Source organism: Mycolicibacterium pallens, from assembly GCF_019456675.1.
Classification (GTDB): domain Bacteria; phylum Actinomycetota; class Actinomycetes; order Mycobacteriales; family Mycobacteriaceae; genus Mycobacterium; species Mycobacterium crocinum.
The window spans coordinates 386248-412424 of the sequence record NZ_CP080333.1; the positions used below are offsets into that span (position 1 = coordinate 386248).

The 26177-nt window shown below is 65.5% G+C and carries 22 protein-coding genes and 1 pseudogene; 13 read left to right on the forward strand and 10 right to left on the reverse strand.

Annotation, left to right across the window (positions count from 1 at the left end; all coding sequences use genetic code 11):
- Position 1: 1 nt before the first annotated feature.
- Positions 2 to 1216, reverse strand: a complete 1215-nt coding sequence (locus K0O64_RS01805) for an acyl-CoA dehydrogenase family protein (protein ID WP_220045964.1) — start codon at positions 1214 to 1216, stop codon at positions 2 to 4.
- A gap of 19 nt (positions 1217 to 1235) precedes the next feature.
- The gene (locus tag K0O64_RS01810) at positions 1236 to 2132 is read right to left on the reverse strand and encodes an enoyl-CoA hydratase (protein WP_096309632.1); all 897 of its coding nucleotides are present in this window, start codon (positions 2130 to 2132) and stop codon (positions 1236 to 1238) included.
- A 225-nt stretch (positions 2133 to 2357) separates the two neighbouring features.
- Here K0O64_RS01810 and K0O64_RS01815 point away from each other — a divergent pair, with 225 nt between their 5' ends.
- The 5 genes and pseudogenes from K0O64_RS01815 to K0O64_RS01835 all read left to right on the forward strand — a co-directional run bounded on the left by K0O64_RS01815 (position 2358) and on the right by K0O64_RS01835 (position 9006).
- Positions 2358 to 3467 (forward strand): LLM class flavin-dependent oxidoreductase, encoded by a 1110-nt coding sequence (locus K0O64_RS01815; RefSeq protein ID WP_071950147.1) that lies wholly within the window; start codon positions 2358 to 2360, stop codon positions 3465 to 3467.
- Positions 3468 to 3483: 16 nt separating this feature from the next.
- Complete coding sequence (locus K0O64_RS01820; RefSeq protein WP_220045965.1) at positions 3484 to 6021, forward strand: FAD-binding oxidoreductase; 2538 nt, start codon at positions 3484 to 3486, stop codon at positions 6019 to 6021.
- Between the two features lie 13 nt (positions 6022 to 6034).
- Positions 6035 to 7084: an alpha/beta fold hydrolase gene (locus K0O64_RS01825; protein WP_220045966.1), complete on the forward strand. Its 1050-nt coding sequence runs from the start codon at positions 6035 to 6037 to the stop codon at positions 7082 to 7084.
- Positions 7085 to 7097: 13 nt separating this feature from the next.
- A pseudogene (locus tag K0O64_RS01830) lies at positions 7098 to 8197 on the forward strand (3,4-dihydroxy-2-butanone-4-phosphate synthase).
- A gap of 38 nt (positions 8198 to 8235) precedes the next feature.
- The gene (locus K0O64_RS01835) at positions 8236 to 9006 is read left to right on the forward strand and encodes an SDR family oxidoreductase (RefSeq protein ID WP_220045967.1); all 771 of its coding nucleotides are present in this window, start codon (positions 8236 to 8238) and stop codon (positions 9004 to 9006) included.
- 17 nt (positions 9007 to 9023) lie between these two features.
- Here K0O64_RS01835 and K0O64_RS01840 read toward each other — a convergent pair whose 3' ends face one another.
- On the reverse strand, positions 9024 to 10229 hold the full coding sequence (locus K0O64_RS01840) for a TetR/AcrR family transcriptional regulator (protein WP_220045968.1): 1206 nt from the start codon (positions 10227 to 10229) through the stop codon (positions 9024 to 9026).
- Between the two features lie 192 nt (positions 10230 to 10421).
- Between K0O64_RS01840 and K0O64_RS01845 the strand changes: the two genes are divergently transcribed.
- Positions 10422 to 11378 carry a helix-turn-helix transcriptional regulator gene (locus K0O64_RS01845; protein ID WP_220045969.1) on the forward strand — a complete coding sequence of 319 codons (957 nt, stop codon included), beginning with the start codon at positions 10422 to 10424 and terminating at the stop codon, positions 11376 to 11378.
- Here the strand turns inward: K0O64_RS01845 and K0O64_RS01850 are convergent.
- Positions 11375 to 12133: a DeoR/GlpR family DNA-binding transcription regulator gene (locus K0O64_RS01850; protein WP_220045970.1), complete on the reverse strand. Its 759-nt coding sequence runs from the start codon at positions 12131 to 12133 to the stop codon at positions 11375 to 11377. The genes K0O64_RS01845 and K0O64_RS01850 overlap by 4 nt on opposite strands.
- A 10-nt stretch (positions 12134 to 12143) precedes the next feature.
- Positions 12144 to 14036 (reverse strand): PTS mannitol transporter subunit IICBA, encoded by a 1893-nt coding sequence (locus K0O64_RS01855; RefSeq protein ID WP_230986074.1) that lies wholly within the window; start codon positions 14034 to 14036, stop codon positions 12144 to 12146.
- A 245-nt stretch (positions 14037 to 14281) separates the two neighbouring features.
- Here K0O64_RS01855 and K0O64_RS01860 point away from each other — a divergent pair, with 245 nt between their 5' ends.
- The 3 genes from K0O64_RS01860 to K0O64_RS01870 all read left to right on the forward strand — a co-directional run bounded on the left by K0O64_RS01860 (position 14282) and on the right by K0O64_RS01870 (position 16694).
- Entirely contained in the window at positions 14282 to 15340 is a 1059-nt protein-coding gene (locus K0O64_RS01860) for a zinc-dependent dehydrogenase (protein WP_096309639.1), read from the forward strand.
- Positions 15341 to 15430: 90 nt separating this feature from the next.
- Positions 15431 to 15985: a CsbD family protein gene (locus tag K0O64_RS01865; RefSeq protein ID WP_220045972.1), complete on the forward strand. Its 555-nt coding sequence runs from the start codon at positions 15431 to 15433 to the stop codon at positions 15983 to 15985.
- Positions 15986 to 16013: 28 nt separating this feature from the next.
- A complete protein-coding gene (locus tag K0O64_RS01870) occupies positions 16014 to 16694 on the forward strand; it encodes an IF2 family translation initiation factor (protein ID WP_096309640.1) in 681 nt (226 codons plus the stop codon).
- Between the two features lie 73 nt (positions 16695 to 16767).
- Here K0O64_RS01870 and K0O64_RS01875 read toward each other — a convergent pair whose 3' ends face one another.
- From K0O64_RS01875 to K0O64_RS01885, 3 genes are read right to left on the reverse strand one after another with little or no spacing between them, the layout of a single operon-like run.
- Complete coding sequence (locus tag K0O64_RS01875) at positions 16768 to 18213, reverse strand: aldehyde dehydrogenase family protein (protein ID WP_096309641.1); 1446 nt, start codon at positions 18211 to 18213, stop codon at positions 16768 to 16770.
- Between the two features lies 1 nt (position 18214).
- Positions 18215 to 19408, reverse strand: a complete 1194-nt coding sequence (locus K0O64_RS01880; protein WP_096309642.1) for an acyl-CoA dehydrogenase family protein — start codon at positions 19406 to 19408, stop codon at positions 18215 to 18217.
- A 3-nt stretch (positions 19409 to 19411) separates the two neighbouring features.
- Positions 19412 to 20755: an NAD-dependent succinate-semialdehyde dehydrogenase gene (locus tag K0O64_RS01885; protein WP_071948022.1), complete on the reverse strand. Its 1344-nt coding sequence runs from the start codon at positions 20753 to 20755 to the stop codon at positions 19412 to 19414.
- A gap of 110 nt (positions 20756 to 20865) precedes the next feature.
- On the opposite strand from K0O64_RS01885, the gene K0O64_RS01890 reads away from it, so the two are divergent.
- Together K0O64_RS01890 and K0O64_RS01895 are read left to right on the forward strand one after the other, a co-directional pair.
- Positions 20866 to 21474 (forward strand): helix-turn-helix domain-containing protein, encoded by a 609-nt coding sequence (locus tag K0O64_RS01890; RefSeq protein WP_083542755.1) that lies wholly within the window; start codon positions 20866 to 20868, stop codon positions 21472 to 21474.
- Positions 21475 to 21519: 45 nt separating this feature from the next.
- A complete protein-coding gene (locus tag K0O64_RS01895) occupies positions 21520 to 21768 on the forward strand; it encodes a hypothetical protein (protein ID WP_071948021.1) in 249 nt (82 codons plus the stop codon).
- A 6-nt stretch (positions 21769 to 21774) separates the two neighbouring features.
- On the opposite strand, the gene K0O64_RS01900 is transcribed toward K0O64_RS01895, so the two are convergent.
- Together K0O64_RS01900 and K0O64_RS01905 are read right to left on the reverse strand one after the other, a co-directional pair.
- Complete coding sequence (locus K0O64_RS01900; protein WP_096309643.1) at positions 21775 to 23568, reverse strand: sulfatase-like hydrolase/transferase; 1794 nt, start codon at positions 23566 to 23568, stop codon at positions 21775 to 21777.
- Positions 23561 to 24031 (reverse strand): SRPBCC family protein, encoded by a 471-nt coding sequence (locus K0O64_RS01905; RefSeq protein ID WP_096309644.1) that lies wholly within the window; start codon positions 24029 to 24031, stop codon positions 23561 to 23563. Before K0O64_RS01905 ends, K0O64_RS01900 begins: the two co-directional genes overlap by 8 nt.
- A 67-nt stretch (positions 24032 to 24098) precedes the next feature.
- On the opposite strand from K0O64_RS01905, the gene K0O64_RS01910 reads away from it, so the two are divergent.
- On the forward strand, positions 24099 to 24692 hold the full coding sequence (locus tag K0O64_RS01910; protein ID WP_071948018.1) for a GNAT family N-acetyltransferase: 594 nt from the start codon (positions 24099 to 24101) through the stop codon (positions 24690 to 24692).
- Between the two features lie 143 nt (positions 24693 to 24835).
- Entirely contained in the window at positions 24836 to 26149 is a 1314-nt protein-coding gene (locus K0O64_RS01915) for a hypothetical protein (RefSeq protein WP_096309645.1), read from the forward strand.
- Positions 26150 to 26177: the final 28 nt, after the last annotated feature.

The following is a 26177-nucleotide window of genomic DNA, read 5'->3' on the forward strand; positions in this document are numbered from 1 at the left end:
GTCAGCGCGGCTCCTTCGGCAGTCCCAGCAGTTGCTCACCGATCACGTTGCGTTGGATCTGCGAGCTACCGGCATAGATGGTGGCTGCCCGCGCATAGAGCAGTTCGTCGAGCCAGCAGGCTGCCGAATTGTCCGTGCCGGACACCGGAATGATGAGTGCGCCACCATTTCCCGATCCGTCGGCACACAGTGCGTCGACACCGAGGATGTCGATGGCAAGATCGGTGGCACGCCGGAAGTATTCACTCCAGATCACCTTGTTGATCGCGGCGGCGGCTCCCGGCCGCTGGCCGTTCAGGAGCGCGGTCAGGCCGCGAAAACCCTGATAGCGCAGGATCTGCACACGCGAGTAACACCACGCCAGCTCGTTGCGGACATGGGGATCGGTGTGTTTGCCCCGCTGCCGGGCGAGCGCTCGAAGCCGATCCAGGTCGCGACCGAATTCAATTGCTGCCGTGGTGATCTGGGAACCGCGTTCGAAGCCGAGCACGGTCATTGCGGTTCCCCAGCCGCCACCTACTCCGCCGAGGACATCGGCGCCTCGAGCGCGGGCGTCGGTGAAGAAGACTTCGGAGAACGACGCGTGCCCGGCCGCGTTGACGATGGGGCGCACCACCACGCCGGGTTGGTCGACCGGCGCCAGCAGCATCGACAAGCCCTTGTGCTTCGGTGCCGCGGGGTCGGTACGGGCCAGTACGAAGATCCAATTGGCCGTCGGACCGGCCGACGTCCAGATCTTCTGGCCATTGATCACCCACTCGTCGCCATCGAGAACCGCCCTGGTCCGCACCGATGCCAGATCCGAGCCGGCGTCCGGCTCGGAGAACCCCTGGCACCAGCGGTCCTCGCCGGACAAGATGCGTGGCAGGAAGTGCTTCTTCTGTTCCTCGGTGCCCAACGCGATCAGAGTGTTGCCCAGCAGGTCGATACCGAGGAGGTCATTCTCTTCTCGCTCGGGCGCACCGGCGCGGGCGAACTCCTCAGCCAGCACCACCTGCTCGACCGCGGAGAGCCCGCCGCCGCCGTATTCCTTCGGCCAGGAGACCGCCACCAAACCGCGGTCGGCGAGGATCTTGCGCCACCATTGCCGGCGCTCCTCGCGCTCCTCGGGCGCCAGTGCACCGGGACCGGTCCAACCGGCGGGCAGGTTCTCGGCCAGGAACAGCCGGATGTCATCGCGAAAGCGCTCGGCTTCTCGCGGATAGTCGATGTCCACCTGTGCTTCGCTCCTCCGATCAGGGCCGATGCTTGGCGGCGGGCAGGATGTCGGGGGCCAGTCGCCAGTCCTCGAGCCCGTCCTCCACCGTCCCGATGCCCAGCGGGTTGCCGTTGATCTCGGCCCAATGCGAGTGATTGAGCTGATGCAAGGAGAAGCAGGCGTCCAGCGCGGTGGAGAAGCCCATCGCATCTACGGTCTGATTCACCGACTCCTTGATGAGCAATGCGGCGATCGTGGGCACCTTGGCGATACGGCGCGCGAATTCGACGGTGCGTTCCGAGAGCTCGGCGGTGGGGAAGACCTTGCTGACCATGCCGAGTGCATGGGCATCGTCGGCGTCCAGTGAGTCGCCGGTGAGCAATAGCTCCTTGGCCTTGCGCGGGCCGAACTCCCAGGGATGACCGAAGTACTCCACGCCGCACATGCCCAGACGGGTCCCGACTACATCGGCGAAGATCGTGTCGTCGCCGGCGACGATCAGGTCGCAGCACCACGCCAACATGAGTCCGGCGGACAGAACCATCCCATGTACTTCGGCGATCGTGATTTTCCGCAGATTGCGCCAGCGCTTGGTGTTTTGAAAGAAGTAGTGCCATTCCTGCCGGTGCCTGGCATCGGCGCCGGTCAGCGTTCCGCCATTGCAGAGATAGCTGGGGTGCTGACCGGGGCCGGAGGAGCGTTCGCGGACGTCATCGGTGGAGCCCAAGTCATGGCCCGCCGAGAAGCATGAGCCCGCTCCGCGCAGGATGACCACCCGAACGCCGTCGTCCTCCTCGGCGAGTTCGAACGCCGTCCCGAGTTCGACGAGCATTCCCCGGTTCTGCGCGTTGCGTTGCTTTGGGCGATTGAGCGTGATCACGGCGATCCGGCCGTCCTGGATCAGGTCGTAGCCGATGTAGTCGAAATGCTGCACAAATGCTCCCTTCGCTTGCCGCGGATGGCCGCCGCTGATGCAGCACGCTACGCGGACAACGCGCAGAATGTCCATAGGCAGTACGCCGTGACAGAAACTTGCCACTGGGTAAACAGGCAAGAAAAATGGTTCTTGCATCGAATCAAGTATCTTGCTAGTACTGTGTTGTAAGTCGCAGTCGACCGAACAGATGCGCTTGCTCGACCACTACCGAGAGGGTTCATGATGGAGATCGGACTTTTCCTGATGCCGGCGCATCCGCCAGAGCGCAGCTTGTACGACGCGACCCAGTGGGATCTCGACCTCATTCAGCTCGCTGACGAGCTCGGCTACGTGGAGGCGTGGGTCGGCGAGCACTTCACGGTGCCGTGGGAACCGATCTGTGCGCCGGATCTGCTGCTGGCTCAAGCGCTGCTGCGGACCAAGAACATCAAGCTCGCTCCCGGCGCGCATCTGCTGCCCTATCACCATCCGGTGGAGCTGGCCCATCGGGTGGCCTACTTCGATCACCTCGCGCAGGGCCGCTTTATGCTCGGCGTCGGCGCCAGTGGCATACCGGGGGACTGGGCGTTGTTCGACGTCGACGGGCAGAACGGTGAGCACCGCGAGATGACCCGTGAGGCGCTCGAAATCATGTTGAAGGTCTGGACCGAGGACCAGCCGTGGGAGTTCCGCGGTAAGTATTGGAATGCCAACGGAATAGCCCCGATGTTCGAAGGGCTGATGAAGCGCCACATCAAGCCCTTCCAGGCGCCGCACCCGCCGATCGGAGTGACCGGGTTCAGTGCGGGCTCCGAGACGCTCAAGCTGGCCGGCGAGCGCGGCTATCTGCCGATGAGTCTCGATCTCAACACCGAATATGTTGCGACGCACTGGGATGCGGTGCTGGAAGGTGCCGAGCGGTCCGGACGGACACCCGATCGGCGGGATTGGCGCCTGGTGCGCGAGGTCGTCGTCGCCGAAACCGACGAACAGGCATTCCGCTATGCCGTCGACGGCATGATGGGCCGCAACATGCGCGAGTACGTGCTGCCGACGTTCCGGATGTTCGGGATGACCAAGTTCTACAAGCACAACCCGTCGGTGCCCGACGAAGACGTCACCCCGGAGTACTTGGCCGAGAACACCTTTGTGGTCGGGTCGGTCGAAACCGTGGTCGACAAGCTGGAGGCCACCTACGACCAGGTCGGCGGATTCGGGCATCTACTGATCCTCGGATTCGACTACCTCGACAACCCGGGGCCGTGGAAGGAGTCGATGCGACTGCTCGCCGAGGAGGTCATGCCGCGGCTGAACGCCCGGATCGCCAAGAAACCCGTTTCGGCCATCGTCTGACTCGAGGACGGGAGACATGCAGGTGCCCGAGATCACCGTGCGGTATTCGGATGGAACGTGCAAGACGATGCCGGTGCAGCCGGATCAGTCGATCTTGGAGGCTGCCGAGGAACACGGCATCGCGATCGTCAACGAGTGTCAGAGCGGGATCTGCGGGACCTGCGTAGCCACGTGCGCCTCAGGCGATTACGAGATGGGCCGCACCGAGGGCCTGTCCGAAGTCGAGCGCGATGCCCGCAAGGTGTTGACCTGCCAGACCTTCGCGAAGTCCGACTGTGTGATCAGCCTGCAGTACCCGGCCGACGACAACGCGGCGCGGCTGGTCACCGGAACTGGGCTGGTGACGGCCGTCGAGCACGTGTCGCCGAGCACCGCGCTGCTGCGCGTCGACGTCTCCGGTCTCGACCCGCTGGTGTATCTGCCCGGTCAATTCGCCCAGTTGCAGGTGCCGGGAACCACGGTGTGGCGCAACTACTCCTACGCGCATCCCGCCGACGGACGCTCCGAGGTGGAGTTCATCGTTCGGCTGCTGCCACAGGGAGTGATGTCGGACTATCTGCGCGGCACTGCCAAACCCGGTGATCGCATTGCGATGCGCTGCAGCAAGGGTGGCTTCTACCTGCGATCGACCGCGCGAACCGTGGTCCTGGTGGCCGGTGGTACCGGACTGTCGGCGATCCTCGCGATGGCGCAAAGTCTGGATGACGATCACCGCGGAACGGTCCACCTGGTCTACGGCGTCAGTGATGTCGACGACCTGTGCAAGCTCGATGAGCTCGAGGCACTGAAGCGGCGGTTGCCCGGGCTGGAGGTCCATACCGTCGTGTCTCGTCCCAGCAGCGCATGGGACGGGGCGGTCGGGCGGGTCACCGACGTCCTGGACGCGCGGATGTTCGACGGCGGGAACGCCGACGTGTACATCTGCGGCCCGGCCGGAATGATCGCCGACACCCGGCAATGGCTGGACGACAACGGTATTCGCGGCGCCGGCGTGTATTACGAGAAGTTCGTGGCGAGCGGGGCGGCCCGCCGGCGGACTTCACCACGCTTGGACTACACCACACTCGACCTGGCCGAGGTGCGCCGCGGCGGGCGCGGCACCGCGGTCGTGGTCGGCGGAAGCATGGCGGGAATCGCCGCCGCCAAGGTTCTCAGCGAGACATTCGACAAGGTCATCGTCCTGGAGAAGGATCCACCGCACACCCGCCGTGAGGGCAGGCCGGGCGCGGCTCAGGGCTGGCACCTGCACCATCTACTCACCGCGGGGCGTATCGAACTGGAGCGGTTCTTCCCCGGAATCATCGAAGACATGGTCCGCGAGGGCGCGTTCGACGTCGATATGGCGGCCCAGTACCGTATCCGGCTCGGCGGGAGCTGGAAGAAACCGGGCACCGGGCCGATCCAGATCGTCTGCGCTGCACGACCCCTGCTGGAGTGGTGTGTGCGGCGTCGCCTTGATGATGAACCGCGAATCAGCTTTCGCTATGAGTCCGAGGTGGCGGATCTGGTCTACGACCGTACCGATGACACCGTCACCGGTGTCGCGGTCGCCGGCGACGGTGACGAACTCGACGTCATACCAGCTGAATTCGTAGTCGACGCATCAGGGAAGAACACTCGCTTCCCCGAATTTCTCGACCGTATCGGGGTCGGGGCGCCGGAGGTCGAGCAGGACATCATCAACTGCTTCTACTCCACGATGTTCCACCACGTTCCGCCGGAGCGGCAGTGGGACGACAAGGTGATGGTCATCTGCTATGCCTACCGTCCCTACGAGGACACCTACGCCGCGCAGTACTACACCGACAGCTCACGCACGATCCTGTCCACGTCACTGGTGGCCTACAACTGCTATTCGCCGCCGCGCACCGCGCAGGAGTTCCGCGAGTTCGCCAACCGGATGCCGTCCGCAGTGATCGGGGAGAACATCGACGGCCTCGAGCCGGCATCGCCGATCTACAACTTCCGCTATCCCAACATGCTGCGGCTGCATTACGAGAAGAAGCGCAATCTGCCGCGCGCGCTGGTGGTGGTCGGTGACGCCTTCACCAGTGCCGACCCGGTGTCCGGACTTGGGATGACGCTGGCGCTCAAAGAAGTCCGGGAAATGCAGCTGCTGCTGGCCAAGTACGGGCCCACCGACCCGGAGCTGCCGCGCCGCTACTTCCGCACGATCGCCAAGTTGGCTGACACCGCCTGGTTCGTGATCCGGGAACAGAACCTGCGGTTCGACTGGCTCAAGGACGCCGACAAGAAGCGACCGTTCTACTTCGGTGCCCTCACCTGGTACATGGACCGGGTGATGGAGTTGGTACACGACGACCCGGAGACCTACAACGAATTCCTGGCCGTTGTCCATCTGGTCAAACCCGCTGCGGCCCTGATGACACCGAAGGTGGCAGCCCGCGTGCTCGGCAAATGGGCCCGGACCAAACTCTCCGGACAGAAGACGCTCATCGCGCGCAACTACGAGAACCGCACCATTCCGTCCGTCGAAGACCTGATCCAAACCGAAGAAGTATCAATCGGTTTGGCTGCCACCCGGTCCCACTAGAGAAGAGGCCCAGATGATCCATCGGATGCTGAACTGCCGAGGCACCCGGATCCATGCCGTGGAGGAGGGCGAGGGACCGCTGGTGGTGCTGGTACACGGCTTCCCCGAGTCGTGGTATTCCTGGCGCCACCAGATCCCGGCCCTGGCTGCGGCGGGCTACCGTGTGGTGGCGATCGACCAGCGCGGGTATGGCCAGTCCTCGAAGTATCGGGTGCAAACCGCCTATCGCATCAAGGAATTGGCCGGTGACATCGTCGGTGTCATCGACGCCTACGGTGAGAAGCAGGCGGTCGTGGTCGGTCATGACTGGGGTGCACCGGTCGCGTGGACCTTCGCGTGGCTGCACCCGGACCGTTGTCGAGGAGTCGTGGGGATCAGCGTGCCGTTCGCCGGACGCGGAGTGATCGGCCTGCCCGGCAGCCCCTTCGGCGAGCAGCGTCCCAACGACTACCACCTGGAACTGGCCGGCCCCGGCAAGGTTTGGTATCAGGACTATTTCTCCGAGCAGGACGGCATCATTACCGAGATCGAAGAGGATCTGCGGGGCTGGTTGCTCGGTCTGACCTACACGGTGTCCGGGGATGCCATGGCCGCGGCGACGCAAGCCGCCGAGGCGGCCGGGGTGGATCTCGCTGCCATGGATCCGATCGAGGTGATCCGTTCCGGCCCGCTGTGCATGCCGCACGGGGCTCGGCTCAAGGACGCATTCGTCTACCCCGAGACGATGCCGGACTGGTTCACCGATGCCGATCTCGACTTCTATACAGGCGAATTCGAGCGATCCGGGTTCGGCGGTCCGCTGAGCTTCTATCACAACATCGACAACGACTGGCACGACCTCGCCGACTATGAAGGCACCCCGCTGACCCCGCCGGCTTTGTTCATCGGCGGCCAGTACGACGTCGGCACCACCTGGGGAGCCGAGGCGGCCGAACGCGCGCACGAGGTGATGCCGAACTACTGCGGTACCCACATGGTGGACGGCGTCGGCCATTGGATCCAGCAGGAGGAGCCCAAGGAGACGAACCGGCTGCTGCTGGACTTCCTTGGCGGACTGAACTGATGGAGCCCCGTCGATGAGAACGGCGCACGGACGTGTGCGGCGCGCTATCGCGGCGGTCGCCACCGGCCGCCCCGTCATCGTCGTGGACGACGCGGAGAAGCAGGGATATCTGGTGTTCGCCGCGGATGCCGCGACACCGCAGTTGCTGACCTTCACGATCCGACACACCTCCGGTTACGTCCGAATCGCGCTGCCCGCCTCGGACTGCGAGCGGCTCAACCTGCCGCCGGTGTGTCACCAAGAGAGCGAGCCGGCCGGTATGACCGCGCAACGCGTGACGGTGGACTTTCGCGAGACGGGCACCGGCATTTCGGCGATCGACCGCGCCCGCACCATCGCCGCCCTCGCCGCCGTCGAGTCCACGGCCGGCGATTTTCGCCGGCCCGGGCATGTGATCCCGGTGCAGGCGGGCAAGGACGGCGTCCTCGGCCGTTCGCCCGGGGCTGCGGAGGCGACACTAGATCTGGCCCGCCTCGCCATGCGCCGTCCGGCCGGTGTGTTGTGTGAGCTTGTGTCGCAACAGAACCCGACCGGTATGGCAGATCGTCGCGAATCAGCAGCGTTCGCCGACTGCCACCGCATACCGATGATCTCGGTCAGCGAACTCGCGACGTACCGGCGTCGGACCGAACCGCAGGTCATGCGGACGGCGGAGACCACACTGCCGACGGCAGCCGGGACCTTCCGGGTCGTCGGCTATCGAGACGCCCGAGACGGGGCGAACACCTGGCGGTGATTGCCGGCAGAGCCGGTGCCGACGCACCGATGCCGCTTCACGTCCACGTCGAATGTCTCGGCGGCGACGTGTTCGGATCGCTGGCGTGCGGCTGTGGTGCGGAACTCGCTCATGCGGTCGCCGCGATGCGAGCCGAGGGCACCGGCATGATCATCTACCTGCGTCCGCCGACCGCACGTGCCTGCGGTCTCCTGGCGGGATCTGCCGCACCGGACATGGTGTCCGAGACCGTTGCATGGATCCTGCGTGACCTCGGTGTGTACACCGTCAGATTGTCCGACGACGCACCGGAATTGGGCTTGCTGATGTTCGGCGCGATTCGCGAGCACGGTCTGCACGTCGAATCCTCCGCCGCGGTGTGGCCCGTGGCAGGCTGAGACATGTTCTGGCGCAACGGGATCGCAGAGGAGAAGTGATGACGCATCCGGATCTGGCCGGAAAATCCGCGATTGTGACCGGCGCCGGTGCCGGCATCGGGCTGGCCATCGCCAAGCGGCTTGCCGCGGAGGGTTGCCAAGTCTTGTGTGCGGACATCAACGGTGACTCTGCACTGGCCGCGGCGTCCGAGTTGGGCGGCGACGCGGTCGGTCATCGCGTCGATGTCAGCGACGAGGCGCAGGTGATCGGCATGGTCGAGGCGTGCGTTGCGGCCTTCGGTGGCGTCGACAAGCTCGTCGCCAACGCCGGCGTCGTGCATTTCGCCCCGCTGCTGGAAACGAGGGTCGACGACTTCGACCGGGTGATCGGGATCAACCTGCGCGGTGCATGGCTGTGCACCAAGCACACCGCCCCTCGCATGGTCGAGCGCGGTGGTGGCGCCATCGTCAACATGTCCTCGCTTGGCGGACAAGTGGCAGCGGCGGGGACCGCCGCATACGGGATGTCGAAGGCGGGAATCATTCACCTCAGTCGCATCACCGCTGCGGAACTCCGGTCGGCAAACGTGCGGTCCAATGCGTTGCTACCCGCATTCGTGGATACCCCGATGCAACAGACCGCGATGACGATGTTCGACGAGGCTCTGGGCGCGGGCGGGGCCAGCACCATGATCGGACGCCTTCAGGGCCGGATGGCCGGTCCGGACGAGATGGCGGGCGTGGTCGCCTTCCTGCTCTCCGACGATGCGTCGATGATCGACGGGACGGCGCAGGTAGCCGACGGCGGAACACTCGCGGCACTGTGGTGATCGGACTCTTCGCCGGGTTACTTGGGAGTGTCGGCCTGGCTGGTCAGGATCGCCAGGGCAATCGTGGTCATCTCCTTTGCGACGTCCGTGCGGCGGGTGAGATGCCAAGTCCGCGAGACGTCTTCGATGAAGCTGACGGCGGCGGCGACCAGCAGTCGGGCTTGTGCAACGGTGGTTTGTGGGACCAGGGTACGGACCAGGTCTATCCACAGGCCGTCGCGGTCGGCCTGGTTCTTGATGAAACTGTCGCGAACCTCGTCCGAAGCCGAGGACAGTTCGGTGATCGCCACCGAGACCAGGTCAGGATCGTCGAGGCTGATCCGTACCCGCCCGGCGACGAGATCGTGAAGACGCTGCGATGCAGAGACATTCGAGCGGAGCACGCGGATGGACTCCAGGGCCGACCACTCGTCAAGGCGCCGCACCAGGGCGTCAAGGATGGCCTGCTTGGAGGAGAACGAACGGTACAGGCCAGGCCCCGCGATGCCGACGGTCTTTCCGATATCGGCGGTGCTGACCGCGGGATAACCACGGGCACGGAATAATTGGGCGCCCGCCGCCAGCAGCGTCTCGTACCGGGAGAATGAGGCTGCCTCGCGGGCACCTGCGCCCTCGATCGGCTCGAGTGCGCCGACGGCTGGAGTGCGCGCGGCCGCCATGCACGCGCGGTACAACAGTTCCCTGAGTTCGGCGCCGGGCAGGGTGAGGGTATGTCGCCCAAGGCTTGTCAGTGTGCTCGACACCGCCCATGCGCGCAGCTCGACGTGCGGTGGGCTCAGCTCTGGCATCTCCAGCCGCACCCCGGACTGCATGCTGGCCACGATCGCGTTGATCCGGCCGCGTACTTCGGTCCGATCGTGATCGGTGAGATAGCGGGCCTCGCGTTGCCACAGCACGGTCAGTGCTCGCGTCTCGACCGCGGCGGCGATCAGATCCGGCAATTCATCGTGCAGGGGACGGGCGGTCGACGTGGGCGTGCGACCCTCGGGATTGCGAACGCTCTGGTATTCGTCCTGCGCGTTCAGGATCACCGCGGTCAGCAGGGCTTGCTTGTTGTCGTAATGGCGATACAAGGCGCGAGCCGTCACACCGGCCGCTTCGGCAATCTCCTCCAGCTTGACCGAGTGGAAGCCGCGGTCGATGAACAGCCGCGCGGCCTGGTCGAGGATCTGCCTCTTACGGTCCTTCGGCCTGCGCCTGACGGCCGGGACGGTTGGCTGCATCGCTGAGTGTCCCCCCTTCTCGCCGGATGGCAATATCCTCGCAGATCTGCGCGAGTGCGATGTTGGAACGTAACAAAAAAGTACATCGGCACGGGAAAGTACATCGTTGCGTGGATTATTCAGAGCCGGTAGCGCCCATAAACATGTTATCGCCTATAGACATAGGCATCCATCCCGCGTACTCTCGCCAACGTGATCGGTCGTCTCGACGCGACGGTGAAGTCATCTGGCGGGACTTCGCTGACCCGCCTGCCGGCGGTTGTGGGCGGTGCCGCCCGGGTGGGAAGCGGCCTGCACGAACCCGACACCGGCGATCTCGTTGCGGGCGTGCAGCAGGCTGTCGATCGACTCATCCAGGCGTCATCGGTGCAGGAGCTCTTCGCGCTCGCGGCAGCAGCGGCCGCCCGCATCGGATTCACCCGGGTGCTGTTTTCCAGACTTGATCACGGAACCTGGCTGGCCCACAACGCCTATACCGCTGATGATCCCGATTTCGCCGAGCAGTTGGTGGCATTCGGAACCGCCCACTCCCGACGGTTGGGTGGCCAGCTTCTGGAATCCGAGATGTTGCTCAGTGGAACCCCAATCCTGGTGTGCGACGCGCAATCGCATCCCCGGGTCTTTCGCAAGCTGGTGCGGTTCACCCGCACCACTGACTATGTCGCCGCGCCGGTGCAGGCGTGGGGTACCGCGGTGGCCATGATCCATGCCGACCGGTATCCCGACCGCAGTGTCCAGGAGATCGACCGGCGGCTGCTCGGCCTGTTCGCCGGTGGCCTCGGCCTGGCCATCGAACGTGCCCAACTCGCGGACCGGCTGAAAGTGATCAACCAGGCGTCGGCCTCGCTTGGGGAGCGGTTGACTGACGACGGCACCGCTGGTCAGCCGGAGTCCCCGCCCCGGTTGGCCGCGGTGTCGTCGTTGCCGCGGGCCGAACGCGCCACCGAGCGGCTCTCACCGCGCGAATGGGATGTGTTGCGCAGCATCGCCCTCGGCAAGACCAACGCTCAGATTGCCACCAGCCTGTTCCTGACCGAGAACACGGTGAAGGTTCACGTCAAGCGCATCCTACGAAAATTGGGGGCTGCCAACAGGACTGAGGCGGCAGCGCTGTATCACCGGCTGACCCGTCGCGGCCCGTGCGACTAGGTTCGCACGACGGCGGGTCCCATTGCCTCATACCGGCGGGCGTCGGTGAGGGACAGTTCCGTCCCGGTCACGATCGAGTCGAAATCGCTGACGTCGGCGAACCGGCAGAAACTGCTGACACCAAATTTCGTATGCGCGGCCACCAGAATCCGGCGGCGGGCGACCTTGACGGCCGTGTGTTTGACCGCAGCCACCGCGGGGTCCGGTGTGGTAAGGCCGTGCTCGGGCGAAATGCCGTTAGTGCCAAGGAAAGCGACGTCGATCACCAAGCCGCCGAGCATGTCGGTCGCCCAATGATCCACCGTCGCCAGGGTGCGGCCCCGCATCCGTCCGCCGAGTAGTAGGACCGTCACCGTTTCACTGTGTGCCAGCGCCTCGGCCGCCAGCAGTGAGGACGTCACGACCGTCAGCTCCTGATCGGCGAGGCGCTCAGCGATCAGACGCGGTGTGAAACCCTCGTCCAGATACACCGTTTCGGCCCCGTGCAACAGTTCGGTGGCACCACCGGCGATGCGGTGCTTCTCGGCCAGGTCCACCTGGCTGCGGTACTCGACGGTCGATTCGAACGCCGCGGTCTCCAGCGGGATGGCCCCGCCGTGGACGCGCTTGAGCATGCGGCGGCCGGCGAGCACCTTCAGATCGCGGCGGATCGTCTCGGCCGCGACGTCGAGTTCCTCGGCCAGCGCGGCGACCTCGACTCGCCCCCGGGTGCGGGCGAACTCGACGATGCGGCCTTGGCGGGTGTCCGAATCCACGTCGGTATTCTCACCCGGCGGTGTTGCCGAGCACCGCCCGGATCTCCTCGGCGCTCGTCGCGTCGCGAAGCCGGGCAACCTGCTCGGAGTTCAGGAACACCCCGGCGATCTTGGTCAGCAACGCCATGTGGTCCTTTCCGGCACCGGCGATGCCGACGACGAACTCGGCCGGCTTGCCGTTCCAGTCGATCGGTTCGGCATAGCGCACGAACGAGATTCCCGTGCGCCGGATGGAATCCTTGGCCTCGTTGGTGCCGTGCGGGATCGCCAGGCCGTTACCCATGTAAGTGGACACCGATGCTTCCCGCTCGTGCATCGCATGGACATAGGACGGTTCGACAGCGCCGCAGGCCACCAGCAACCGGCCCGCTTCACTGATCGCGCCGTCGCGGGTGGTCGCGGCACCGGCAAGCACGATCGATTCGACCGTCAGCACGTCGTGGGCCGGTTCCTCGGCGGTCGGTTCCTCGGCAGCGGAGGTGCCGGCGCCGGCGCCGTTGACCGAGCCCAGCAGGTCCACGATCTCGTCGTATTGCGGGGCGTTCATGAAGTTCTCGACCGACACATGGGTGGCCGACGGTGTCTTCTGCCGGGCACGATCAGTCAGATCCTGGTGCGTCACGACCAACCCGTAGTCGTCGGTGAGATTCGAGATCGCCTGATTGGTCACCGTGACGTCGGTGAACCCCGCACTCTGAATCTTCTTACGCAGTACCGACGCCCCCATTGCCGACGATCCCATGCCGGCGTCGCAGGCGAATACGATCTTGGTGATCGGACCGCGACCCGCAGACCCCACGAGTGCTGCCGAGACACTGGACTTCTTGCCCTTGAGGGCCTCCATCGATGCGGTCGCCGCGACCAGATCCCCTTCGTCATCGGACTTGTCGGTCTTGAGCAGTAGCGAGGCAACGGCGAAAGAGACTGCTGCAGCGCCGAATACCGAGAGCGTGACGCCCAGGAAGCTGCCGGTGGCGGTTTGCGCGTAGACGGCGATGATCGATCCGGGTGCGGCCGGGGCGCGCAGACCGGATCCGAACAGCACGTTGATGAAGATGCCGGTCATGCCGCCGAGGATGGTGGCCGCGATCAGCTTCGGCTTCATCAGGACATACGGAAAGTAGATCTCGTGGATGCCGCCGAAGAAGTGGATGATCGCCGCGCCAGGTGCCGACGCGCGCGCCGCACCGCGGCCGAATGCCATGTAGGCCAGCAAGATTCCCAGGCCCGGACCGGGGTTGGCCTCGAGTAGGAACAGCACCGACTTGCCGGTTGCCAGGGCCTGGGTGGTTCCCAGTGGCGTCAACACCCCGTGGTTGATCGCGTTGTTGAGGAACAGCACCTTGGCCGGCTCGATGAAGATCGAGGTGAGCGGCAACAGGTCGTGATCGACCAGGAAGTCGACCACATGGCCGGCGCCCCGGCTGAACGCGGACACGATCGGGCCGATACCGAAGAAGCCGAACGCAGCCATGATGAGCCCGACGATGCCGGCCGAGAAGTTGTCGACCAGCATCTCGAAGCCCGGTCGGATCTTGCCGTCCCAGATGGCGTCGATCTTCTTCATCACCCAGGCGCCCAGGGGGCCCATGATCATCGCGCCGAGGAACATCGGGACATCGGAGCCGGCGATAACGCCCATGGTGGCGATGGCGCCGACCACGGCCCCGCGGGTGCTGTACACCATCCGGCCGCCGGTGGAGCCGATCAGGATCGGCAACAGGTAGGTGATCATCGGCGCGACGATGCCGCCGTCGGCGAAGTCGCCCCAGCCGCCGATCTTGGCCACCCAACCGCCGGGGTCGCGGAGCCCGGCGAACAGTCCGGTCAGCCAGCCGGCCTTGATGAACAGGGCGGTGATCAGGCCCCAGGCGATGAAGGCACCGATATTGGGCATAACCATGTTCGACAGCGACGTGCCCAGCTTCTGAACATGAACCCGCGCGCCGGTCCGCGGTTTCGTCTCGGTGGTAGACAACTGAAGGCCTCCGATCTTGGGTGATGCCGATCACATCCGAAGATCAGTAAAACCCACAACCGGGCATCAATGCAAGCAATCGGTCAGAAACGGGCACAATCTGCTGTGGTTTTATGCCCGGATTACCGTTAGAGTGTGGGTCAGCTCACGCGAGAGGAAGGACGATCGCTATGAAAGCCCTGCGCTTCTACGCTCCCGAGGATGTCCGGCTGGAGGACGTCCCGGAGCCCACCTGCGGACCCGACGAGGTCAAGATCCGGGTGCGCAACTGCTCGACGTGCGGCACCGACGTCAAGATCTTCTACAACGGCCACCAGAACCTGACGCCGCCGCGCACGATCGGCCACGAGATCGCCGGCGAGATCGTGGAGGTTGGTGCCGAGATCAACCAGACCTACGGCAGCGATTGGAAGACCGGCGACCGGGTGCAGGTGATCGCCGCGGTGCCGTGCGGGCACTGCCACGAATGCCGCAAGGGCTGGATGGCGGTATGCCAGAACCAGACGTCGGTGGGTTACCAGTACGACGGTGGTTTCGCCGAATACATGATCGTGCCCAAGCAGGTTTTGGCCGTCGACGGTTTGAACCGGATCCCGGACAACGTCGGCTTCGACGAGGCGTCAGCCGCCGAGCCCTTCGCGTGTGCCATCAACGCGCAGGAACTGCTGGGCATCGAGGAGGGTGACACCGTGGTCGTGTTCGGGGCCGGCCCGATCGGCTGCATGCACATCCGGATCGCCCGTGGCGTGCACAAGTGCGGTCCGGTCTACCTCGTCGACGTCAACGACAGCAGGCTGAAGATGTCTGCGGACGCCGTCGATCCCGACGAGGTGATCAATGCGGCCGATGTCGACGTCGTCGAGAAGGTGATGGAGCTGACCGGCGGCCGGGGCGCCGACGTGATCATCACCGCCACGGCGGCCAACATCACCCAGGAGCAGGCCATCGCGATGGCCGCGCGCAACGGCCGCATCTCTTTCTTCGGCGGCCTGCCCAAGACGAATCCGACGATCACCTGCGACTCCAATGTCGTGCATTACCGGCAGCTGCACATCCACGGCGCCAACGGCTCGGCGCCAGAGCACAACAAGCGCGCGCTGGAATACATCTCGACTGGTCAGGTGCCCGTCAAAGATCTGATCACCCGCCACATCTCGCTCGACAACGTGCTTGACGCCTTCGGCATCGTCAAAAGCGGCGAGGCCATCAAGGTCACCGTCGAGCCGTAACCCATCTCACCGGGGTCTCCAGACCGACGGGGTTTCATCCGCGCTCTCCGTGGAACGTAGTAGGGGTACGCACGCCTACGAGGGGACCGGATGAACAACGAAGCTGAGCAGGCCCGTGAGGGCTTGATCGACTCGATCAAGGGCAAAGCCAAGGAAGTCGTCGGCGCCGTCACCGGCAATGACTCGCTGACCGCGGAAGGTCAGCTCGAGCAGGTTGGCGCCAAGCAGCGCAAAGAAGCCAACGCCGAAAAGGCGATCGCGGACGCCGAGGCGGCCGAAGCCAGAGAACAAAAATCCGAGGCCACCGCGGAAGCCGCACAGGCCCGCGCCGAGGTGACCGCTCGGGCCGCAACTGCCGAACAGGCCATCGGCAACGAGGCGGCAGCCCAGAAGCGCGCCGCTGAGCAGGATGCCAGCCAATTGGCCGCCGCCGCATCGGCACAGGCGGAGCAAGACGCCCAGCGCCAGGCCACTGGTGCCGAGGCGCGGGCACGGCTGGAATCCGAGCAGGCCAACAAGAAGGTCGAGGCCGCTGTCGAAGATCACCAGGATGCGGTGCGCGACGCCGCTGCGGCGAGGGCGGAAGCCGATCGGCTCAGAAGCGAAGCCAACGAGCTGACCAAAGACGCGGATTTGCCTGAGTGACAATGACTATCGGACAAAGAGGAATGCCATGAAAATCTCCGACGTGCCCTTCGCCATTCTGCGACTGCAGTATCGCGCCGCCCGAGTGCCCCTCCAGATTGTGGAGGAGCAGGTGGTTGCCCGCCTGGACAACGAGTCGCCGGCGCGTCTCGTCTACGAGCGTTCCCTGGGAGCGTTGGATGTAACGGTCGGCAATCTGCTGGGTGATCCCAAGATCGCCGAGCGGGGTGCGGCGCTGGCCGAACGCAGTGAGGCACTGCGCCTTGCGGCCGAACTCGATGCCGAGACCGGTGCCGAGGTGCGCGAGGCCGGCCAGGAGTTCAAGGCTCGGCAAGAAGAGGCCAAGCAGCAGCGCCAAAATGCCCAAGCCACAAAGCAGAAGACTGTGCAGGAGACTCGCCAGCAGGCCGAGGAGCGCAAGCGGTCGGCTGCCAAGAATGCGGCCGACCGCGTCTCAGCGGTCAAAGAGCGGGTGGACAAGTCGGCAGCCCAGCGCACCGCTGCGGTCGAGAACGCGAAGCAGACCGAGCAGGCCAACATCGGTGCCGCCGAGAAGACGGTAACCAAGGCGGCACAGGCGAAACTCGAAGACGCACAAGACCGACGCAGCGACGCCGCGTCCCTGCGCAGCGACGCCGACCGGGTGAACGAACTGGCCGACGTCGAGAAGGAGAAGCGCCAGGAGGCGCGCGCTGCCGAGAAGAACTAGCCGTTGAGTGAGTACTGAGGGTCCATGTAGCGGCTGAATTGCCGTCCTCAGTACTCACTCACTGTGCTGTGCCTCAACGCAGGTACACCGTCGTCGTGTGAGTGAAGAACTCCCTGGCGGCGGTGCCCTGCTCTTTGGGGCCCAGGCCGCTCTTCTTCGCCCCGCCGAACGGCACGTGTGGATCGGCACCCGCGGATTCGGAGTTGATGTGCAGAACTCCGACGTCGACGTGCTGGATAGCGTGCAGGGCTCGGGTCAGATCCTGGGTGAAAATGGCTGCGGACAAGCCGAATTCAGTGTCGTTGGCTAATGCGAAGGCCTCGTCGGTGTCGGCGGCTCGCCTCGCCGCCAAGACCGGACCGAACAGTTCTTCTGCCCAGATGTCGGCCGGTGCCGTCAACTCCAATACGGTGGGAGCGACGAAGAAGCCTTCGGCCAGCAGCCCCTTGAAGTACGGCTCGCCACCGGCGAGTACCTCGGCGTCCTGCGCCATCGCGGTACCGATGCCGGCGTAGATGTTCCGCTGCGCTGCGCCGGTGATGACCGGACCCATCTGCGTCGTGTCCTCGGTCGGGTCGCCGACGGCCAGCGCGGCGGCCCGGGTGGCGAGCTCGCCGAGGAATCGATCAGCAATGCCGTCGGTGACGATCAATCGTGAAGTGGCCGTGCACTTCTGGCCGGTCGAACGGAACGCTCCCAGCATCACCTGCTCGAGCGCCAGCTCGATGTCGGCGTCATCAAGGACGACGGCCGCGTTCTTGCCGCCCATCTCGGCCTGAACCGGCACGCCGCGCGCCGCGGCGGAGGCGGCGATGCGCCGACCCACGGCAGTCGAGCCGGTGAAGCTGATCGCGGCGATGTCGGGGTGCTCGACCAACGCCTCGCCGATCGGTGAATCACCGATCACCAGATTGAGCACCCCCGGCGGAAGGCCGGCGGATGTCAGCGCTTCCGCGAGTCGGATCGCCAGCAGCGGAACAGTGGTCGCCGGTTTCCACACCACGGTGTTGCCGTAAACCAGCGCAGGCGCGATCTTCCATGCCGGGATCGCGATGGGGAAGTTGAACGGGGTGATGACCGCGACGACGCCAATCGGCTTGCGGGTCACCAGGATCTGTTCACCCGCGCGGGCCGAGGCGAAGATCTCACCGGCCTGGCGGTCGCCCTCGTTGCCGTAGTAGCGCAGGATCTGTGCGGCCCGCCGAACTTCGCCGACACCTTCGCCCTTGGTCTTGCCCTCTTCGATCGCCAGCTCCAAACCCCACGCCTCGGCGTGGCGCTCGACCACTGCTGCGGCCTCGAGCAAGACGGCGCCACGCTGGTGGATCGGCATGCCGGCCCAGCTCTTGAGTGCCTCGCCTGCTGCCGTGACGGCGCTGTCGACATCTGCTGTCGTCGCGCAACCGCCCTCGGCGACAACAACACTCGGCCGAGTGGGGTTGACGCTGCTGATCTGGTCTCCGCTGCCTGACCGCCACTCACCGGCGATCAGATGCCGCAGCTCTGTCGTATCGGTCAACTCAGCGGAACGCTGCCTGACCGGTCAGAGCGCGCCCGATCGACAGCAGGTGCATCTCGGAGGTGCCCTCGTAAGTCAGCACCGACTCGAGATTGTTCGCATGCCGCAAGGGTGAGTACTCCAGCGTGATCCCGCTGCCGCCCAACAGGGTTCGGCACTCACGGGCGATCGCCAGTGCCTCGCGAACATTGTTGAGCTTGCCCAGGCTAATCTGCTCGGGCCGCACACCCTCGGCGTCCTTCATGCGGCCGAGGTGAACGGCCAACAGCATGCCCTTGCCCAGCTCGAGGGTCATGTTGGCCAGCTTCTCCTGGGACAGCTGGAAACTCGACAGCGGCCGATCGAATACCTCGCGTTCGCGCGCATAGGCGATCGCCGTCTCCAGGCTGTCGCGCGCCGCTCCCAGTGCGCCGAACACGATCCCGAAGCGCGCCTCATTGAGGCACGACAGCGGCGCACCCAAACTGGTCGCCTCCGGCAGCTGTGCGGATGCCGGCAGCCGCACGCCCTCGAGCACCAGCTCGGAGGTCACCGAGGCTCGCAGCGACAGCTTCTTGTGGATGACGTTGGCGGTGAACCCGGGGGTGTCGGTCGGCACAAGGAAACCGCGGACGCCGTCGTCGGTCTGCGCCCAGACGGTGGCGACGTCGGCGAGATTGCCGTTGGTGATCCACATCTTGGTGCCGTCGAGCACCCAATCGCTGCCGTCTCGGCGGGCTCGGGTGCGCATCCCGGCCGGGTTGGAGCCGAAGTCTGGCTCGGTCAGCCCGAAGCAGCCGATGGCCTCACCGGTGGCCAGCCGGGGCAGCCACTCGTTCTTCTGCTCATCGGAGCCGTAGCGGTAGATGGAGAACATCGACAGCGAGCCCTGCACCGAGACGAAACTGCGGAAGCCGCTGTCGCCGGCCTCGAGTTCCATACAGGCCAGCCCGTAGCTGACGGCGTTGGTGCCCGCACAGCCATACCCCTGCAGGTGCATGCCCATCAAACCGAGCTGGCCAAACTCCTTGGCGAGTTCTTTTGGCAGCGTGGCTGATTCGAACCAGTCCTCGATGTTCGGCCGAAGCCGGGTGTCGACGAACTTGCGCACGGTGGCCGCGATGTCCCGTTCGTCGGAGTCGAGCAGACGATCCGTGCCGAACAGCTCCAGCGGTGTGTAGATGTCCTTCTTGGCTGGGGCAGTCGTGGTGCTCATGGCTTATCCGATCCGGATCAGTTTCTTGTTGACGAACTCGTCGATGCCGAACCGGCCCAGCTCCCGTCCGAAGCCGGAGCGCTTCACCCCGCCGAACGGCAGCTCGACCCCGTCGGCGCCGACTACGTTCACGAACACCATGCCGGCGTCGATCTTGTCGGCTACCCGCTTGGCCTGTTCTTCATCCGTGGTGAACACGTACGAGCCGAGCCCGAACGGGATGTCGTTGGCCAGCTCCACGGCCTCGTCCTCGGAGTTCACTTTGAACACCATCGCCACCGGGCCGAACAGCTCCTCGCGGTAGGTCGCCGAATCGGGGGAGACCCCGGTCAGCACGCCCGGCGGGAAGTAGGCGCCGTCGCGCTTGCCTTCCGAGACAAGGTTGGCGCCGTCGGCCACCGCACGGTCGATCTGCTCGGCCAGGCGCTGGGCCGCGCCCAACGACGACAGCGGCGCCAGGCCGTCGGCGGCCTCGACCACCTTCTTGGTGAACTTGTCGAGGAACTCGTCGTAGAGGTCGGCCGAGACGATGAAGCGCTTGGCGGCGTTGCACGCCTGCCCGGTGTTCTCGAATCGTCCGGCCATCGCGGCCTCGACTGTGGCGTCCAGGTCGTCACTGGACAGCAGGATGAACGGATCGGAGCCGCCGAGCTCGAGGACGACCTTCTTGAGGTTGCGGCCGGCGATCTCGGCGACCGCCGCACCGGCCCGCTCGGAACCGGTCAGCGACACCCCCTGCACGCGCGGGTCGGCGATGACATCGGCGATCTGCTCGTTGGTGGCGTAGATGTTGACGTAGGCGCCCGCGGGATAGCCGGCGTCATCGAAGATCTGCTGGATGGCCTCGGCGGACTCCGGGCACTGCGGCGCGTGCTTGAGCACGATCGTGTTGCCCAGCGTCAGGTTCGGTCCGGCGAAGCGGGCGACCTGGTAGTACGGGTAGTTCCACGGCATGATGCCCAGCAGCACGCCGACCGGTCCACGCTTGATCACCGCGCTGCCCTCGCCGTCGAGCAGCTCGATCGGCTCGTCGGCCAGGAACTTCTCGGCGTTGTCGGCGTAGTACTCGTAGATTGCAGCACTGAAGTCGACCTCGCCGAGGGCCTGGTCCAGCGGCTTGCCCATCTCGCGGTGGATGATCTCGGCCAGCTTGTCGCGGCGCTCGGTGTGCAGGGCGGCCACCCGGCGGATCAGGTCCGCGCGCTGCGCGACCGTCGATGTCTTCGACCATTCGCGGTAGGCCTTGGTGGCCGAGGCCAGCGCCTGCTCGATCTGCTCATCGGTCGCGGTCGGGTACTCCCGCACGACCTCACCGGACTTCGGGTCGACCACCGCGTACAGACTCATGTCCCGTCCTCAGGGTTTAGTGGTGTAAAACTAACCGAAGTTATATACCGCTAAACTCCTACGCCACAAGGGCTGGGCGACCGGCCGTCTGCTGAAGGTGAGGTGCCCCGATGCAGCAGGACATCGACGACGACGTCCTCGCGGGCGTCGACGGGTGGATGACCCGGCTGGGCCCGAAGCTGCGGGCGCTTCGCAAAGAACGGGCGTTGACGTTGGAGGCGGTCGCCACCTCTGCGGGGCTGACCAAAGGTTTCTTGAGCCTGCTGGAGCGCGGGCAGACCACGATCTCGGTACCCAATCTGCTCCGCGTGTGCGAAATCCTCAGTGTCTCAGTCGGTTCGTTGTTCGACTATCCGGATTCGCCGGTGGTCCGCGGTGGCGGCGGTGCGCCAGTCGAGATGGGCGGCACCGGGATCCGCGAGTATCTGCTGACGCCGGAGACCGAGGAAAATCTGCAGGTGATGCGGACGGTGCTGCACCCCGGTGGTGGGACGGGCGGCGCCTACACGCTGGAGTCCGAAACCATCTTCGTATTCGTGCTGCGCGGGTGCCTGCGCCTGACGGTCGACGGTCAGGAATCGGTCCTCAAAGCCGGCGACTGCTACACATTCTCGGCCAAGGCGGCCCATTCCTGGGACAACCCTGGGCCGGAGACGAGCGAGGTGCTGTGGTCTATCACGCCACCGATACCACGGAATTCCGACCCGAACCGGGTCTAACGTGCTGTACTGACCAGACAGTTTGTTGCCGGGGAAGGTATTTGGGTGGTCAAGAAGTCAGCGGGAAAGCGCGCTGACGGCGACGAGAAGATCGCCGTCGATCAACGCGTCCGTGTCTATGTCGACACCGACGACGAGGTACGTGGCGTCATCGTCGAGGATTTCGGGGACCTGGCCGGCCATGCCGTCGATGTCGGGGACGTCCACATCTCGGATGCCGCGCGGCGCTGGGCGGTTCTCACCGACGCCGGAACTCTGGTTTTCGTCGACAGTCACCAGATCGCCTCGGAGTAAAGACCTCTAGCCGAACAACCGCCGGCGACGTCGGGTGGGTGGGCGTCGCGAGGCGTACGGCCAAGGATTGTTGCGCTCGGGGACGGCGTCGGCGCGGACCTGCTTGAGCTGCGCTCGCAGATGCGCTTTCAGTTCGTGCAATTCGGCATCGGACCACCGATTGACAGCCTCGACCGGATCAGCGGTCAAATCGTAGAGCTCCCACTGATCGTCGAGCGGGCTGGTGCGATACGTCTCGCCACCGGGACCGTTGGCGGCGAGGTGCCGAATTCCGGGTTCGGTCCACGTGCCGGGGTCGTCGAACGTGCGCACCAACTTCCACAGCCGACCGTCCACCCGGGTGACGAGCCCCTCGAAGTTCGCCGACGTGTGCGCCGGTATCCGGATGCGCAAGGGCGCAGGAGGATTCACCGTCCGCTTGAGGCGCCGTGCCAGACCCGAGGCTCCGGTGTCACCCTCCAGCATGTTGTCGCTGGTCATGATGTAAACGGCGCGGTTCTCGTCCGCCTCCGCCCCGTCGACGATCGGCATGAGATCGCGGCCGGGTAGGGGATGCACTTCGGTGAAGGACTCGGAAAGCGTTGCCGCAGTGAACTCCACATCGATGCCGGCAGCGCCGAGCAGGGTCGGCAGCAGGTCGACGTGCGATGTCGGTGCCGTCACGAGACGCGGCGCGGTCGCGTGCTCGCCCACGCGGGCGATCACGAACGGAACCCGGGTCGCTTCGTCGTACAGGTTGAACCACTTCTGATGCAGACCGCCATGGGCGCCCAGCAGATCGCCGTGGTCGGCGGTGCGCACCAGCACGGCGTGATCCGACCCGCCCTCGGTGACGGCGCGGCGGACCCGGTCGATGGGTGCATCAACTTCGGCATGCAGCCGGTAGTAGAGGTCGCGATAGCGCTGCGCGCCACGGTCGTACACGCGCTGGATGGCCGCGGCGGGACCGTAACCCGAGTAGTAGGCCTCCCGGAAGGCGATCTGCGCGGCGGGTTTGGTGCGCAGGTCTTCGTCCGCGGTGGGCGCAGCCGGAACCGGCGGTGGATCGAGCGGCGAGGGTTCGAGGGGGCTTCGCCTTGCCCACGTGGGGAACAGCACGATGTCGTGCGGGTTGACGAAGCTCGCCACGAGCAGGAACGGGCGCAGTGCGGCGGCGTCCCCGGCGCGCCTGCGGGAATACCGATCCTGCAGCCAGGCCACCACCCGGTCGGCGATCAACGGGTCGCGCCGCAGGCCACTGTTCGCCAGGCCCGCGCCGTGTGGTTCGGGCCCGACCCAGCCGGAGAACCCGAACGGTGCGAGCGGATCGGCATCGAGGTAGCGCTGCACCGCGCCCGGGTCGACGACGCCGTCGTCGTCATTGGTCGCTAGTGCCGCACCGGTTTCGGGGTCGGTCAGATCGGCGTGCGAGATGTGCCACTTGCCGTCGTAATGGGTGTCGTAACCGGCCGCGCGGAACCAGTTGCCCAACGTGGGCACTTCGCCTCGGCGCAGCCACCGCATCCGCGAATCGTCGAATACCTTTCCGATGCCGTCGGTCTGGGTGACACCGTGTAGGTCGGGGTACTGCCCGGTGAAGATCGTCGGCCTGCTTGGTACGCACGCCAGCGAGCCGGTGTAGTGACGCCCGAAGCTGACACCGTGCTCGTCGAACCATCGCCGGCCGCTCAACACCCGCTGCCGCCAGGCGAGAACGTCATCCGATTCGTAGGGCGGAGTCGCGCGCTCCTCGTCGGTCATCACGATGATGATGTCGGGTGTCTTTCCCGTCGCTTCGCTCGCCCCGGAACGATCAGACATGCTGCGCCTCCAATTGTTTCGCCAGTCCGTCCAGGAGTTGGTCCAACCGTGTGACGGACCCCCGGCCGAAAGCGCGCTCGGCGAGCCGCTGTACGGGATTGGTGCCGATGGTCACCGCATTCGTCAGGGTGACCTCGGTGAGGCCACGGGCGATCGGCCGCAGCGTCCAGCGACTGCGAAGATGACGCACCAGCGGGGGAAGTCCCTCGATGTCGTAGGCGAGCGTGTGCGGCGGGTCGAAGTCGGTGATCCGTTCGACCAATGTCGAGCGCCCGAGCTGGACGCGGCGTGAGGTACCGATCATGCTGCCGGCGGCACCGTGTTCCAGCAAGCAGGAGTGGTCGACGAAGTCGGCCCAGAAGCTGACCGCGCCGAAATCGGCCAGCACGTCCCAGATTGTCTGCGGGTCGGCGGCGATTGTGCGGGTGCGGCGGATCTCGGCCACCGGATCATTCAACCGCACTCGTCCCTGCGGCGTCCGGCAATGTGAAGCCAACCACCGACGCCTGTCGTCGGCTACGCTGCGCGCGATGACCGAGGTTGTTCTCGCGCGCGCGCTGCCTGACCTGTCCGACGAGGTGGCGCGGGTCCCGGCCCCCGTCGTGCCGGCCGTCGATCCGCCGTACTCGTTACGCGTGGCGACCACCGCCGACGCCCCGATGGTCGCCGAGTGGATGAACCGGCCGCATCTGGCGCAGGCATGGGAATACGACTGGCCCGTCGATCGCTGGCGGCGGCACCTGCAGGCGCAACTCGACGGCACGTACTCGGTGCCACTGATTGTCACCCTTGAGGGCACTCCCGATGGTTACCTCGAGTTATACAGGGCTGCAAAAGATTCGATCGCACCGTGTTATGAGGTGGACCCGTATGACCTCGGCCTCCATGCGGCGATCGCCAGCACCCGACTTCTCAACAGAGGCATCGGTTTGGATCTGCTCCCACAGATCATCACCAACCTGTTCGCCGCTGACCCGCGGTGCCGACGGGTGATGTTCGATCCCGACCACCGCAACGCCGCCGCTCGGCGGGTGTGCGAAGCCGCGGGATGCAGATTTATCGGAGAGTTCGACATGTCCAACCGGCGGATGGCGCTCTACGCGTTCGATCGTCCGCAGGGATAGCCCGTTCGACTAAGCGCGCCCGCAATCGGCTGGGTGCTGAGCACATCTAACTATGGTTAGGCGTACCTATTGAAACTTAGGTAAGTCTTAGCTAATCTCCGTCCGCAATGCTTACTCGTTAGAACTGTGGAGAAGGAGATTTCGTGCACGCCGCTGTCAACCTTTCGGGGGCTCAGGTCGTTGCCAGCCCAGCATTCTCGGCGCGCCGCGCCGGCAGATTCACGATCGCCGGCGCGGCGATGATCACCGCCGGCGCACTCGTCGCCGGACCGGCTACCCAATCCGTAGACGAAATCCAGCGGCGGGCAGTCCAGGCGGTCGAGCTGACCGGCCTGTCGGTCACCGCCTCGCCGCTGACCATCTACCCGCAGATCGTCACGAACACGGTCACCAATATCGCCGCCCTGACCCAGGCGATCGCCGCCGATCCGCTGCCGGTTCTGTCTCAGGTCGCCCGCAATCAGCTCGGCTACGCCACCGAGATCGGCAACGCCATCACCGGAATCCCGGCCGGCTGGGAGACCTACATGGCGGGTCGGGGTGGCACGTTCCTGGCCAACCTCAAGATCGCCATCGACCAGGGCAACAATGCCGAGATCGTCAACCAGTTGAGCAGCTTCGTGCTGTACGGCGCGCTGGCCACGATCACACCGATCTACAACGCGCTGTTGACCTACACGCCTCGCGGCAGCACCGTACCGAATCCGGGTATCCCGCAACAGATCGCGCAGAACTTCGCGAACGCGGTGGGCGCGATCTTCAGCAGCACCACGCTCGTCAACGGCATCTTCCAGCCGGTCTACGGGGCCGCGTTGAGTGTGCTGGCAACGGCCGGCGACATCGTCGGCGGTCTGGTCCAGTCGGTGTCCGCCGGTGACGCGGTGGGAGCGATCAACACCGTCGTCAACACGCCGGGGCTGTTCGTCAACGCGGTTCTCAACGGCTGGAACAACCCCAAGTCCGCCGCGCCGTTCCCGGCTCTGCTGACGTTCATCCCGGTGGCGCCCCCGACCGACCCCGCCAACGGTGTGACCGTGACCGGTCCCTCGATCGGCCTGCTGGGCAGGCTGCTGGTCACGATCCCGCAGGCGATCGCCAAGGCCATCACGCCGCCGGTCACCACGACCGCCAGCAGCACCCCGGCCGCGTCTGCCGTGCCTGCGGCGACGGAGTCGGCATCGGCGAAGGCATTGACGGCCGACACGACCGATGCTGCCGCGGGATCGACCGAGGCTACGGCGGCCACCAACACCGAAACTGATTCGACCAGTGCACCCTCGGCTCCGGTCGTGACCAGTGGCAAGACGGCGAAGAAGCCGACGGCGACCTCGTCGACGAAGGCCAGTGGTGGCACCACGTCGGCGGGCAAGGCCACCGACGGAAAGAAGACGACCGCCGGTAGCGCACGCAGCGCTCGCGCCAAGGCATCGGCGTCGAGCTCGTCGGACGCCGAGTAACACCGATGAGGAGCCGGGCCCCGCTGCG